The organism is Catellatospora methionotrophica, assembly GCF_011297335.1.
GTDB lineage: Bacteria > Actinomycetota > Actinomycetes > Mycobacteriales > Micromonosporaceae > Catellatospora > Catellatospora methionotrophica.
Map to the genome: position 1 here is coordinate 51,195 of NZ_JAAOTJ010000008.1, position 13,327 is coordinate 64,521.

General features: G+C 68.7%; 12 protein-coding genes. 7 read left to right on the plus strand and 5 right to left on the minus strand.

Annotated features, from left to right (window positions below):
* Positions 1-61: 61 nt before the first annotated feature.
* From HAV40_RS19545 to HAV40_RS19555, 3 genes are all read right to left on the minus strand, one after another.
* Complete coding sequence (locus HAV40_RS19545) at positions 62-736, minus strand: uracil-DNA glycosylase (protein ID WP_166383302.1); 675 nt, start codon at positions 734-736, stop codon at positions 62-64.
* A 175-nt stretch (positions 737-911) separates the two neighbouring features.
* A complete protein-coding gene (gene mdh, locus HAV40_RS19550; protein ID WP_166383304.1) occupies positions 912-1,862 on the minus strand; it encodes a malate dehydrogenase in 951 nt (316 codons plus the stop codon).
* Between the two features lie 124 nt (positions 1,863-1,986).
* Entirely contained in the window at positions 1,987-2,850 is an 864-nt protein-coding gene (locus HAV40_RS19555) for a bifunctional methylenetetrahydrofolate dehydrogenase/methenyltetrahydrofolate cyclohydrolase (RefSeq protein WP_166383306.1), read from the minus strand.
* 597 nt (positions 2,851-3,447) lie between these two features.
* Here HAV40_RS19555 and HAV40_RS19560 point away from each other — a divergent pair.
* The 5 genes from HAV40_RS19560 (at position 3,448) to HAV40_RS19580 (ending at position 9,243) form a co-directional block, all read left to right on the plus strand.
* On the plus strand, positions 3,448-5,076 hold the full coding sequence (locus HAV40_RS19560; protein ID WP_166383308.1) for a peptide ABC transporter substrate-binding protein: 1,629 nt from the start codon (positions 3,448-3,450) through the stop codon (positions 5,074-5,076).
* A 191-nt stretch (positions 5,077-5,267) separates the two neighbouring features.
* Positions 5,268-6,194, plus strand: a complete 927-nt coding sequence (locus tag HAV40_RS19565; protein WP_166383310.1) for an ABC transporter permease — start codon at positions 5,268-5,270, stop codon at positions 6,192-6,194.
* 12 nt (positions 6,195-6,206) lie between these two features.
* Positions 6,207-7,175 (plus strand): ABC transporter permease, encoded by a 969-nt coding sequence (locus HAV40_RS19570; protein ID WP_166383313.1) that lies wholly within the window; start codon positions 6,207-6,209, stop codon positions 7,173-7,175.
* A gap of 6 nt (positions 7,176-7,181) precedes the next feature.
* Positions 7,182-8,219: an ABC transporter ATP-binding protein gene (locus HAV40_RS19575; RefSeq protein WP_166383315.1), complete on the plus strand. Its 1,038-nt coding sequence runs from the start codon at positions 7,182-7,184 to the stop codon at positions 8,217-8,219.
* On the plus strand, positions 8,203-9,243 hold the full coding sequence (locus HAV40_RS19580; RefSeq protein WP_166383317.1) for an ABC transporter ATP-binding protein: 1,041 nt from the start codon (positions 8,203-8,205) through the stop codon (positions 9,241-9,243). The genes HAV40_RS19575 and HAV40_RS19580 overlap by 17 nt, the downstream gene beginning before the upstream one ends.
* A gap of 87 nt (positions 9,244-9,330) precedes the next feature.
* Here HAV40_RS19580 and purH read toward each other — a convergent pair whose 3' ends face one another.
* Positions 9,331-10,905 carry a bifunctional phosphoribosylaminoimidazolecarboxamide formyltransferase/IMP cyclohydrolase gene (gene purH, locus HAV40_RS19585; RefSeq protein WP_166383319.1) on the minus strand — a complete coding sequence of 525 codons (1,575 nt, stop codon included), beginning with the start codon at positions 10,903-10,905 and terminating at the stop codon, positions 9,331-9,333.
* Between the two features lie 166 nt (positions 10,906-11,071).
* Positions 11,072-11,680: a phosphoribosylglycinamide formyltransferase gene (purN, locus tag HAV40_RS19590; RefSeq protein ID WP_203671106.1), complete on the minus strand. Its 609-nt coding sequence runs from the start codon at positions 11,678-11,680 to the stop codon at positions 11,072-11,074.
* A 186-nt stretch (positions 11,681-11,866) separates the two neighbouring features.
* Here purN and HAV40_RS38915 point away from each other — a divergent pair, with 186 nt between their 5' ends.
* Both HAV40_RS38915 and HAV40_RS19600 read left to right on the plus strand, forming a co-directional pair.
* Positions 11,867-12,895, plus strand: a complete 1,029-nt coding sequence (locus tag HAV40_RS38915) for a DUF4064 domain-containing protein (protein WP_166383323.1) — start codon at positions 11,867-11,869, stop codon at positions 12,893-12,895.
* A 134-nt stretch (positions 12,896-13,029) separates the two neighbouring features.
* Positions 13,030-13,320, plus strand: a complete 291-nt coding sequence (locus tag HAV40_RS19600) for a CD225/dispanin family protein (RefSeq protein ID WP_166383325.1) — start codon at positions 13,030-13,032, stop codon at positions 13,318-13,320.
* The last annotated feature ends 7 nt before the right edge of the window (positions 13,321-13,327 follow it).

Here is a 13,327-nt window from a genome sequence, read left to right on the forward strand (position 1 = left end):
GAAACCGCGGTCCCAGCGCGGTTCCTGACCCGAAACGGCGATCTTGTAGCCGGAAACGGGCTCAGCCCCAGGTGATCTCGCCGCGACCGGCGTCCTGCAGTGCCGCCCTGATCTGCGAGAACGGCTTGCTGCCCAGGAAACCCTTCGGGTTCATCGGGCTCGGGTGCCCGGCCTCCAGCACGACGTGCTGCGGGTTGCGCACCAGCGCGGCCTTCTTGCGGGCGTACGACCCCCACAGCACGAAGACCACGCGGTACGGCGAGTCGTTGACGGCCTTGATGGCGGCGTCGGTGAACGCCTCCCAGCCCTGGTTGGCGTGGCTGTTGGGGGTGCCCGAGCGCACCGTGAGAACGGCGTTGAGCATCAGCACGCCCTGGGCTGCCCAGCCGGTCAGGTCGCCGTTGCTCGGCGGGTTGACACCGAGGTCGTCCTTGAGCTCCTTGTACACGTTGCGCAGGCTCGGCGGCACGGTCACGCCGGGGCGCACGCTGAAGCTCAGGCCGTGTGCCTGGCCGGGCTTGAAGTAGGGGTCCTGCCCCAGGATGAGCACCCGGGTGTGCGCGGGCGAGGTGAGCCGGAACGCCGTGAACAGGTCATCCTGCGGCGGGAAGACCGGGCCGGCGGCGTATTCGGCCTCCACGAAGGAGGACAGCTTCGCCGTGGCGTCGAGGTCCAGATGCGGCTTCATCACGTCGCGCCACTCAGCGGGCAGCAGTTCGAGCAGGTCCAATGCCATGCCGGACACCTTAACGCCCACATCCGACACCCACGCACGCAAGCCCGCGGCCCTCGCGGACCGCGCCTCGACCCTCACTCCGGCCCACACAACCCCAGCTCAGCAGCCACCAGACGTTAGGAAGGGCACCTTCCATGACGCGGAGCGTCAAGAAGGTGCCCTTCCTGTGTTCTGGTCAGAGGTCGGCTACGTCGGACTGCTTGGCGCGGACGGCCTCGGCGGCCTCGTTGAGGCCGGCCAGCTCCGACTCGGTGAGGTCGGTGATGACGACCTTGCGCGCGCCGGTGGCGCCGATCTCGGCCTCGACGCCCAGGTAGACGCCGGAGATGCCGTACTCGCCGTCGACCCACGCGCAGACCGGCATGACCTCGCCGGAGTCCTCCGCCACGGCCTTGGCCATGCGGGCGGCGGCGGCCGACGGGGCGTAGTACGCCGAGCCGGTCTTCAGCAGCGCCACGACCTCGGCGCCACCGTTGCGGGTGCGGGTGACCAGCTCGTCGATCTTGTCAGCGGACAGCAGCTCGGACAGCGGCTTGCCGTTGACGGTGCAGCGCGAGGGCACCGGCACCATGGTGTCGCCGTGCGAGCCCAGGGTCAGCGTCTTCACCGAGCCGACCGGGACGTTCAGCTCCTCGGCGACGAAGTGCGTGAAGCGGGCCGTGTCCAGCATGCCGGCCTGGCCGATGACCCGGTTCTTCGGGAACTTGGTGGCGAGCTGGGCCAGCGCGGTCATCTCGTCCAGCGGGTTGGACACCACGATGACGACGGCGTCGGGCGCGTGCGTGGCGATCTGCTCGGCCACCCCACGCACGATCTTGGCGTTGACGCCCAGCAGGTCCATGCGGCTCATGCCCGGCTTGCGCGGCAGGCCGGCCGTGATCACGACGATGTCGGAGCCGGCGATGGCCTCGTAGCCCGAGCCGTCGAGGCCCGTGGTGGCACCGACGACCTTGGTCTCGAAGCCCTCGATGGAGCGGGACTGGTTGAGGTCCAGAGCCAGGCCTTCCGGCTTGCCCTCGACGATGTCGGTCAGCACGACGGTCTCGAAGACGTCGTACTCGGCGAGCCGCTGCGCGGTGGTCGAGCCGTAGAAACCGGCGCCGACGACGGTGACCTTCTTGCCCATTGGCACATACTCCCTGCTGGCGGATGTCTGGCGGTAACCAGCACAGTCCTGTGACGAAGGTGTAACGATCCGCACCATAGTCCGCACCGTCTATCGACGGCCTGTCGGGTGCGGCGGATGTGGGCTAGAGCGCCGACTCGGCTTTCTCGACCACGTTGGTGAGCAGCATCGCCCGGGTCATCGGCCCCACGCCGCCCGGATTCGGCGACACGAACCCGGCCACGTCGAAGACGTCCGTGTGTACGTCCCCGACGATGTGCTTCTTCCCGTCCGCGCCCTCCACCCGCGACACGCCGACGTCGAGCACGGCCGCGCCGGGCCGGACCAGGTCCGCGGTGATGATGCCGGGCACCCCGGCCGCGGCCACGACGATGTCGGCCCGGCGGGTGTGCGCGGCCAGGTCCTTGGTGCCGGTATGGCAGAGGGTCACCGTGGCGTTCTCGGTACGCCGGGTCAGCAGCAGCCCCAGCGGGCGGCCCACGGTGACGCCGCGCCCGACGACGCAGACCTCGGCGCCCGCGATCGGCACCTGGTAGCGGCGCAGCAGTTCGACGATGCCGCGCGGGGTGCACGGCAGCGGCGCGGGCTCGCCCAGCACCAGGCGGCCGAGGTTGATCGGGTGCAGCCCGTCGGCGTCCTTGTCGGGGTCGATCAGCTCCAGCACCCGCTGCTCGTTCAGGCCCTTGGGCAGCGGCAACTGGACGATGTATCCGGTGCACGCGGGGTCGGCGTTGAGCTCGGCGACGGCACGCTCCACATCGGCCTGGCTGGCATCGGCGGGCAGGTCGCGGCGCAGCGAGGCGATGCCGACCTCGGCGCAGTCGCGGTGCTTGCCGTTGACGTACCAGCGGGAGCCGGGGTCGTCGCCGACCAGCACGGTCCCCAGGCCGGGGGTGATCCCGCGGGCGTTCAGCGCGGCCACCCGGATCCGCAGATCCGCTTTGATCGCGGCCGCGGTCTCGGTGCCGTTGAGGATTGTCGCCGTCATACCGTTGATCCTGCCATCACCGCTTCGATCGCCCGAAACCAGGACATCCGTCGCCGCCGCATCGGCGTACGGCCCTCAGGAAGCCCACGATGATCGTCCGACTTGCCGTCCGATGGGGCGTATGCGTCGCGGCGATAAGCCCGTTTGCCAGGCAAATTCGTGGATCATGGCGCACTGGGGGCTAGCGCCCGCGATGACCGGCGTCGATCATTTGGCCCTTTAGCTGCGGAACTAACTGTGGGTAACAGTGGGATAGATCACCGCGTGGCCTTGGTTGCAGGATCTTCCAGCATCCGGGACGCCATTTGGGACCAAATCGGGCACTCGACAGTCCCACTATGTGACCGGCGACTATTGCCTGGGTCACCCTGTGAATCGGGCATAATTACTTAGTTCCGCCCATATGGCAGGCGGCTCTCTAATACCAGAGTTGGGACAGAGTCCGCAAGTACTTGCCCCGTAGACTGTTGTGAATCTGCAACCCATGGGTTTGGTGCCGGGCCGCGCTTCGTCCTACCTTTGCCGGACGTTGCACTGCGTGACAACGGCTGGTCAGCCTGCCGTTGTGAGGTGCGACGTAGGAGATGAGGAGGCTCAATGCAGGTCCGTAGGCTCGCAGCCTGGGCTGCTCTCCCGCTTGCTGTCACTCTCGGCCTGTCGGCCTGTGGCAAGAGCGGTGGCAGCGACTCGGGTGGCGCCAACCCCAATGGTGTGGTTTCCATCGGCATCGCCGAACCGAAGCACCTGATCCCGTCCAACACCTCGGAGACCAGTGGCTCCCAGGTGCTGGCCGCGCTGTTCGCCCCCCTGGTCGACTTCGACGAGGCCAACAAGCCTTACGAGGTGGCCGCGCAGGAGATCAGCACCACCGACAACAAGACCTGGACGATCAAGCTGAAGGACGGCTGGACGTTCCACAACGGCGAGCCGGTCACCGCCGACAGCTACATCAACGCCTGGAACTACGCGGCCTACGGCCCGAACGCCCAGGACAACAACTACTTCTTCGACAAGGTCGAGGGTTACAAGGACCTCAACCCCGCCGACGCGAAGGCCACCCCCACGGCGACCACCCTCTCCGGGCTCAAGAAGGTCGACGACAAGACCTTCACCGTGACCCTGAGCGCGCCGTTCAGCGAGTTCAAGTCGCAGCTGGGCTACACCGCGTACTACCCGCTGCCGAACTCGGCGTTCGAGAGCGCCACGGCCTCGCCGCTGGTGATCGCCAAGGCCTACGAGGACGCCCCCGTCGGCAACGGCCCGTTCAAGATCAAGGGCACCTGGCAGCACGACGCCCAGGTCGAGGTCGAGAAGTACGACGGCTTCGCCGGCACCAAGCCGAGCATCGGCGGCGCCCTGTTCAAGATCTACCAGAACAGCGACGCCGAGTACGCCGACCTCCAGGCCAACAACCTGGACGTGGTGAAGCAGATCCCGACCGCCGCGCTGTCCACCGCCCAGGGCGACCTGGGTGAGCGGTACCAGACCAGCCCGGCGTCGACCCTGCAGGTGCTCGCCTTCCCGACCTTCGACAAGCGTTTCGCGAAGGCCGAGGTCCGCAAGGCGATCTCCATGGCGATCGACCGTGAGGAGATCGCGAACAAGGTCTTCCAGGGTTCGCAGAAGGCCGCCTACTCCTTCGTCTCGCCGGTCGTCGCGGGTTACCGCGACAAGACCTGTGGCGCGGCGTGCGAGTTCAACGCGACCGAGGCCAAGAAGCTCTACGACGCGAACGACGGCCCGAAGTCGATCAACATCACGTACAACGCCGACGGCGGCCACCAGGAGTGGGTCGACGCGACCTGCAACCAGCTCAAGGCCAACCTGGGCGTCGAGTGCGTGGGCACCCCCGAGGCCAAGTTCGCCGACCTGCTGACCAAGGCCAAGGCGAAGAAGGAAATCGGCATGTTCCGCATGGGCTGGGTCATGGACTACCCGTCCATGGAGAACTACCTCGGCCCGCTGTACTCCACCGGTGGTTCCTCGAACTACTACGGCTACAGCAACCCCACCTTCGACAACCTGCTGAAGGAGGGTTCGGCGGCGCCGACCCAGGAAGAGGCGATCAAGAAGTACCAGCAGGCCGAGGACATCCTCGCCCAGGAGATGCCGGTTCTTCCGCTGCGCTTCGGCCAGAACGTGTTCGGTTCCTCGACCAAGGTCAAGGACGTGCACATCGACCTGTTCAACCGGGTCGACCTCAACAAGATCCAGATTGTCAGCTGACGTCTGACGGTCGACTGACGGTGGTGGTGCCGGTCCTTTCGGGCCGGCACCACCACCGCGCCAAGACCCCTTCGCCCCGGCAACCCCGACCGGACCAGGCGCACCACCACCACGTCGACCGCGGCCCCATGGTACGAAGAACACGGATATTTCGTGCCAATCGGGCTGCCTGGTGAGAGAAGAAATCGACGATGTTCCGCTACCTTGTGCGGCGCTTCCTCCAGATGATCATGGTGTTCATCGCGACCACACTCATCGTGTACTCGCTGATGTACCTCACCGGAGGCGACCCCATCCAGGCACTGGCTGGCGAGAAGCCGGTCACCGACCTGCAGCGCGCCCAGCTGACCGTGAAGTACGGACTGGACCAGCCGTTCCTGGTCCGGTACTGGAACTACCTGACCGATCTGCTGCACCTCGACTTCGGCACCACGCTGACCGGACGTCCCATCAAGGACATCCTGCTTGACGCCTGGCCGGTCACCATGCAGCTGGCGCTCATCGCCATCCTGGTCACGATCATCTTCGGCGTCACCGCCGGTGTCATCGCCGGCATCCGGCGCGGCAGCATCTTCGACAACGCGACCCTCGTGCTGACGCTGATCGTGATCGGCATCCCGTCGGTCGTGCTCGCACCGCTGGCGCAGTACCTCTTCACCATCCAGTGGAAGCTCTTCCCCACCACCGCCAGTGGTGACCCGACCTGGTACGAGCTGGTGCTGCCCGGCATCGTGCTCGGTTCGCTGTCGGTCGCCACCGCGATGCGGCTGACCCGCGCCTCGGTCAGCGAGAACCTGCGGGCCGACTTCGTGCGCACCGCCCGCTCCAAGGGCATGCCCGGCCGCCGCGTGATCGGCATCCACGTGCTGCGCAACTCGCTGATCCCCATCGTGACCTTCCTCGGCGTCGAGCTCGGCAGCCTGATGGCGGGCGCGATCGTCACCGAGAGCGTCTTCAACGTCCCCGGCGTCGGCTTCCAGCTGGCCCGCGGTCTGAAGACCGAGGACACCCCGCTGGTCATCGGCATCGTCAGCGTGCTGGTGATCGTCTTCCTGGTGGCCAACCTGATCGTCGACCTGCTCTACGCGGTGCTCGACCCGCGCATCCGGTACGAGTAAGAGGTTCCTGACATGACCGACTTCGAGTCCGTGGCCGCGACCGAGCTGCACACGGCCACCCCCGGACCGGCCGGCGATCCGAACGCGCCCGGCCAGCCGCACACCCTTGAGGTGTCCAAGCCCCGCAGCGCCAGCGCGGACGCCTGGCGCGAGCTGCGCCGACGGCCGCTGTTCTGGATCGCGCTGGTGATCGTCGGGCTGATCCTGCTGATCGCCGCCTTCCCGTCGCTGTTCACCTCGGCCGACCCGACCACGTGCGCGCTGCGCAACCGCATGGGCGCCCCGGCCGGAGCGGCCATCTTCGGGTACGACGTGCAGGGCTGCGACGTGTTCGCCAAGGCCATCTACGGCACCAAGAACTCGCTGCTGGTCGGCACGGGTGCCGCGCTGCTGGCCGGGATCCTCGGCATGGCGCTGGGCATCACGTCCGGCTACTTCGGCGGCTGGTGGGACGGGGTCGTCTCCCGGATCATCGACATCGTGCTGGGCCTGCCGCTGCTGCTGGCCGGCATCGTGTTCATGAAGCGGGTCACCAACGCCGGTGGCGGCCAGACCGCCATCCTGCTCGCGCTGATCGCCATCCTCGGCCTGCTCGGCTGGACCACCGCGGCCCGCGTCATCCGCTCCTCCGTGATCACCGCCAAGCAGCAGGACTACGTACACGCCGCGAAGATGCTGGGCGCGGGCAGCGGCCGCATCATGTGGCGGCACATCCTGCCGAACTCGCTGGCGCCGTTCATCGTGATCATCACGATGGCGCTGGGCTCGTTCATCGCCGCCGAGGCCACGCTGTCCTTCCTGGGTATCGGCCTGCGGCCGCCGGCCCAGTCCTGGGGCATCGAAATCGCGACCGCGCGGCTCTACATGCGGGAGAACGCCATCCCGCTGATCGTGCCGTCGACGTTCCTGGCGCTGACCGTGCTCGCCTTCATCATCCTGGGCGACGCGATCCGCGAAGCCTTCGACCCGAAGCTGCGGTGACCCGACATGACTGACATCCACGTCACTTCCGGCAAGGCCGGACCCACCGGCGGGAGCCGTCACCTGCTCGAGGTGAAGGACCTCTACGTCGAGTTCCACACCCGCGACGGCGTCGCCCGCGTGATCAACGGCGTCTCGTACCACCTGGACCCAGGCGAGACCCTGGCCGTGCTGGGCGAGTCGGGTTCCGGCAAGTCGGTGACCGCGCAGGCGATCATGGGCATCCTGGACATGCCCCCGGCCAAGATCCCGAGCGGGCAGATCCTCTACAAGGGCGAGAACCTGCTCGCCATGTCGGAGGAGAAGCGCCGTCAGGTGCGCGGCAAGGAGATCTCGATGATCTTCCAGGATGCGCTGTCGGCCCTGAACCCGGTCTTCCCGGTCGGCTGGCAGATCTCCGAGACGCTGCGCACCCGCGCCGGCATGTCCCGCAAGGAAGGGCTCAAGCGGGTCGTCGAGCTGATGGACCTGGTCAAGATCCCGGCCGCCAAGGCCCGGGTCAGGGACTACCCCCACCAGTTCTCCGGCGGTATGCGCCAGCGCGTCATGATCGCGATGTCGCTGGCCATGGAGCCCAAGGTCCTCATCGCGGACGAGCCGACCACCGCGCTCGACGTGACCGTGCAGGCCCAGATCATGGACCTGCTCGGTGACCTGCGCCGCGACATGAACATGGGCCTGATCCTGATCACGCACGACCTGGGCGTGGTCGCCGACGTCGCGGACCGCATCGCGGTCATGTACGCGGGCCGCATCGTCGAGCACGCCGACGTGCGCAACGTCTACAAGCACCCGGCGCACCCGTACACCGAGGGTCTGCTCGACTCGATCCCACGGCTGGACTCCAAGGGCACCGAGCTGGCGACCATCAAGGGCCTGCCGCCGAACCTGATGCGCCCGCCGACGGGCTGCGCGTTCCACCCGCGCTGCAAGTACGCCAAGGCGGTCTGCACCACCGAGACACCCCGCTCGCTGGACCTCGGCCACGGCCGGACCAGCGCGTGCCACTTCGCGAAGGAGATGCTCGATGGCACACTCCGCTGACAACGTCGCGGGTTCCCGGCCCGCCGGCGAGCCGCTGCTGCGGGTCGAGAACCTGGTCAAGCACTTCCCGATCACCCAGGGCATCCTCTTCAAGAAGAAGGTCGGCGCGGTCAAGGCCGTCGACGGGGTCAGCTTCGAGCTGCACCGCGGCGAGACGCTGGGCATCGTCGGCGAGTCGGGTTGCGGCAAGTCGACGCTGGCCAAGCTGCTGATGCGGCTGGAGACGCCGACCGCGGGCCGGGCCATGCTCAAGGGCAAGGACATCTTCAAGGTGTCCGGCTCCGAGCTGCGCCGCATGCGGCGCAACATCCAGATGGTGATGCAGGACCCGTACACCTCGCTGAACCCGCGGATGACCGTCGGCGACATCATCGGCGAGCCGTACGAGATCCACACCGAGGTGGCCCCGAAGGGCGACCGCCAGCGCCGGGTGCAGGAACTGCTGGAGCTCGTGGGCCTCAACCCCGAGCACATCAACCGCTACCCGCACCAGTTCTCCGGCGGACAGCGCCAGCGCATCGGCATCGCCCGCGCGCTGGCCCTCAAGCCCGAGATCATCGTCTGCGACGAGCCGGTGTCCGCGCTGGACGTGTCGATCCAGGCCCAGGTCATCAACCTGCTGGAGAAGCTGCAGGGCGAGCTGGACCTGTCCTACATCTTCATCGCGCACGACCTGTCCGTGGTGCGCCACATCTCCGACCGGGTCGGCGTCATGTACCTCGGCAAGATGGTCGAGGTCGGCAGCGACGCGGAGATCTACGAGCGGCCGACGCACCCGTACACCCAGGCTCTGCTGTCGGCGGTGCCCGTGCCGGACCCGGACGCCCGCACCCACCGCGACGTGATCCGGCTCGTCGGCGACGTGCCGTCCCCGGCCAACCCGCCGTCGGGCTGCCGGTTCCGGACCCGGTGCTGGAAGGCGCAGGAGCGCTGCTCGGTCGAGGAGCCGCTGCTGATCCGGCGTGGTGTGGAGCCGCACCCGAGCGCTTGCCACTTCGCTGAGCTGCGGCAGGTAGTCGCGTAGCCCTCGACCGTGGCGCGAGGTCGAAAGCGAAGGAGGGGCACCTTCTTAACGGACGTCCGTTAAGAAGGTGCCCCTCCTTCGTCGTGGTCAGTGCGCGAAGTGGCGGGAGCCCGTCAGGTAGAGGGTGATACCTGCCGCCTTGGCGGCGGCGATGACCTCTTCGTCGCGGATCGAGCCGCCGGGCTGGACGACGGCGGTCACGCCCGCGTCCAGCAGGAGCTGCAGGCCGTCGGCGAACGGGAAGTACGCGTCCGAGGCGGCCACCGCACCAGCGGCCCGGTCACCGGCCCGCGAGATCGCCAGGCGGCACGAGTCGACCCGGTTGACCTGCCCCATGCCGATGCCCACGCTGGCCCCGTCCTTGGCCAGCAGGATCGCGTTGGACTTGACGGCCCGGATCGCGCCCCAGGCGAACTCCAGATCGCGCAGCAGTTCCTCGGAGGCCAGCTCGCCGGTGGCCAACCGCCAGTTCGCCGCGTCGTCGCCCTCGGCCCCGAAGTCGTCGCGGGTCTGCACCAGCATGCCGCCGGACACCTGCCGCAGCTCGACCCTGTTCGGCCGGAACGCGGGGGCGAGCAGCACACGCAGGTTCTTCTTCGCGGTCAGGATCTCGACGGCCTCCGGCGCGTACGCGGGGGCCACCACGACCTCGGTGAAGATCTCCGCGATCTGCTTGGCCAGCTCCGCAGTCACCTCGCTGTTGACCGCGATGATGCCGCCGTATGCCGACATCGGGTCACACGCGTGCGCCTTGGCATGGGCGTCGGCGATGGACACCGACGAGATCGCGATGCCGCACGGGTTGGCATGCTTGATCACCGCGGCGGCGTGCACGCCCTCGAAGTCGTGCACGGTGCGCCAGGCGGCGTCGGCGTCGATGTAGTTGTTGTACGACATCTCCTTGCCGCCGAGCTGCTGCGCGCGAGCCAGGCCGGGCGCGGCGACGGGGTCGATGTACAGCGCCGCCGCCTGGTGCGGGTTCTCCCCGTAGCGCAGCACGTTGCCGCGCCACAGGCCGAGTCCGGTGTACTCCGGCCACGCGAAGCCCTCGGCCGGGGCCGGTGCCAGCTCCTGAGCGCACCAGTTGGCCACCGCGACGTCGTAGTCGGCGATGTCGGCGAAGGCGCGGGCCGCCAGCGCGCGGCGCTCGCCCAGCGAGAAGCCGCCCGACTCCAGGGCAGCGGCGATCAGGTGGTAGTCGGCGGGCGAGGTGACCACCGCGACGTTGGCGTGGTTCTTGGCCGCCGCGCGCACCATCGCCGGGCCGCCGATGTCGATCTTCTCGATGCACTCGTCCATGGACGCGCCCGAGGCCACCGTCTCGGTGAACGGGTAGAGGTTCGACACCAGCAGGTCGAACGGCTCGATGTCCAGCTCGGTGAGCTGCGCACGGTGCGTGTCCAGGCGCACGTCGGCCAGCAGTCCCGCGTGTACCCGCGGGTGCAGGGTCTTGACGCGCCCGTCCAGCGTCTCCGGGAAGCCGGTGAGCTCCTCGACCCGGGTGACCGGCGAGCCGGTGACCTCGATCTGGTGCGCCGTGCTGCCGGTCGAGACGATCTCGACCCCGTGCCGCCGCAGCGTCGCGGCGAGGGCCTCCAGCCCGGTCTTGTCCCACACGCTGATCAGCGCGCGTCGAATGGGCTTGCGCTCATCCGTGGTCATGCCTTCTCCTCGCTCCGCTCGGGCGGCATGAGTCGCTGGCGCACGCGCCAGGCTCGCCCATGCCTCTCCTCGCTACGTTCAGGGCCGGCCTGAGCCGCCGGCCCCGTGGTCGGCTCGTCGTACTCGGTCCCGCCGTCCCGGCCGTGGCGGCGCGGGAGGCGGCCGTTCAGCCGACGATCACTCTTCTGCCGTCGACGGTCCAGCCGTGGCGGGCCATCCGGCCGACGTAGTCCACGAGCTGTCCGCGCTCGGCGTCCTTGATGCGCTCGGAGAGGGTGTCCTCGGTGTCGTCGTCGAGCACCGGCACCGCGACCTGCGCGATGATCGGCCCGGTGTCCACCCCGCCGTCGACGAAGTGCAGGGTCGCTCCGGCGAGCTTCACGCCGTACGCGACGGCGTCGCGGGGGCCGTGCATGCCGGGGAAGGCGGGCAGCAGCGCGTTGTGGGTGTTGACATAGCGTCCGCCGAACCGGTCCAGGAACGTCTTACCCACCAGCTTGAGGAAGCCCGCGCCGATCACCAGGTCGGGACGCTGCGCCGCGGTCAGGTCGGTGAACGTTTCGTCCCACTCCTGCCGGGTAGCGAAGTCCGGGACCCGGGCGACGAAGGTGGGCACTCCCGCAGCCTCGGCACGGGCCAGACCCGCGATGCCGTGGCGGTCCGCGCCGACGCCGACGACGGTCGCCCCGTATGCGGGGTCGGCGCAGGCATCGAGCAGGGCTTGGAGGTTGGTACCGGAACCGGAGACCAGGACGACGAGGCGAGCGGTCACCACTGCACCCTATCGGGCAGGCCACGCGCTGCTCGCGCCGGGTACGACGCGTACTTACGGCGTTTTGCCCGACAAACTCGCAAATAAAGTAGATATTGGGCGAAGAACTGCATTCCAGAACGTGCCGACCCACCCGGCCAGCCGGGTGCCGTTCACCCAGCACGCTCTGCCGAACGCGAGGAGCCGATCTTGACGCAACCGCCTACGCCACCGGAGACGCCGGAGGAGCCGCCGTCCTGGCCGCCGAAGCCGCCGTCGCGCGAGGACCAGCCGTCCGCGCCGCCCTCGCCGGATGTGCCGCCGCCGCCCAGCGAACCGGTCCCCTCGCCTCCCGAGGGCACCGGCTGGCACCCCGAGCCGGTGTCCCCCGCCGACGAGCCGCCCACCGTCGCGGAAAAGGCCGCCCTGCCGGAACCGCCCAGCGCGCCCGAGCCCCCCAGCCTGCCGGAACCGGCCACCCTCCCGGAAGCATCCAGCCTGCCGGAGCCGCCGACCGAGCCTGTCGCGCCCCCGGCCGCCCCCGGCACCGCGGGCGGCGTCTGGCCCGCGCCGCCGAGCAGCCCGGAGCCGCCGAGCAGTGTGGACAACCCGTTCAACCCGCCACCCGCGCCGGAGTTCCCGCCGGTCGTGGTCAGCGAACCGGCGACACCGCCACCGCTGCCGACCCCACCGTCCGGCCCGCTGCCGGGGACGAGCACCCCCACGCCGCCGGGCTGGCCCGAGCCCTCGGAGCAGTCGTACCCGGCGGCGGCACCGCCTCCCCCGCCGGTCGCGCCACCGCCCATGCCCGATCCCTACGGCTCGGGCGGCGGCACCGTCTACACCTCGGGCGGCACCGCGCTGCCGCCACCGCCGCCGCCTCCGCCGATCGGCGGTCCGCCGCCGCCTCCTCCGCCGCTGGGTCCCGCGCAGGGCACCGTGTACCAGCGGGCGGGCGGGCAGAACAATCTGCTCGGCTGGATCGGACTGGCCTTCGGCATCATCGGCACCGGGTGCTGCTGCTGCCCCTGGCTCAACGGCGCCCCGTTCATCGGCGGGATTCCGGCGGTCATCCTCGGCGCGATGCACCTCAACAAGGTGAAGAAGGGCGCGGCGTCCATGTCGTGGGTCGGCTGGGTCGCCATCGCGCTCGGCGTCATCGCCATGATCGCCGCGATCTGCGGTATCGCGACCGGCTGGCAGGACCGTATCTACGACCAGTACCAGCAGTTCAACTGAGCACTAAAGCCGACTGGTGGGACAGCTGATATCAGCTGTCCCACCAGTCACATCCGTCACAACTTGCTATTAGACTCCGCACGTTTGGCAACGGCTCACTCCGAGCCACCACCCCAACACCCCTGGAGTCTGGCATGACCTACGGTTCCCAGCAGCCGCAGCCGCAGATCGACAACAACCTGACGATGTCGATCGTCTCGATCTTCCTGTTCTGGCCGCTGGCCATCCCGGCCATCATCAACGCCAACAAGGTCAACCCGCTGCTGCAGTCGGGCGACTACGCGGGCGCCCAGGCCGCCGCGGCCGAGTCCAAGAAGTGGTCGAAGCTCGCCCTCATCATCGGCGGCGTCGCCTGGGCACTCAGCTGCGTCTGCTGCGTTCTGCAGGTGTTCGTGTTCAGCGCCAACGGCGCCGCGGGCATGTGATCAGCCG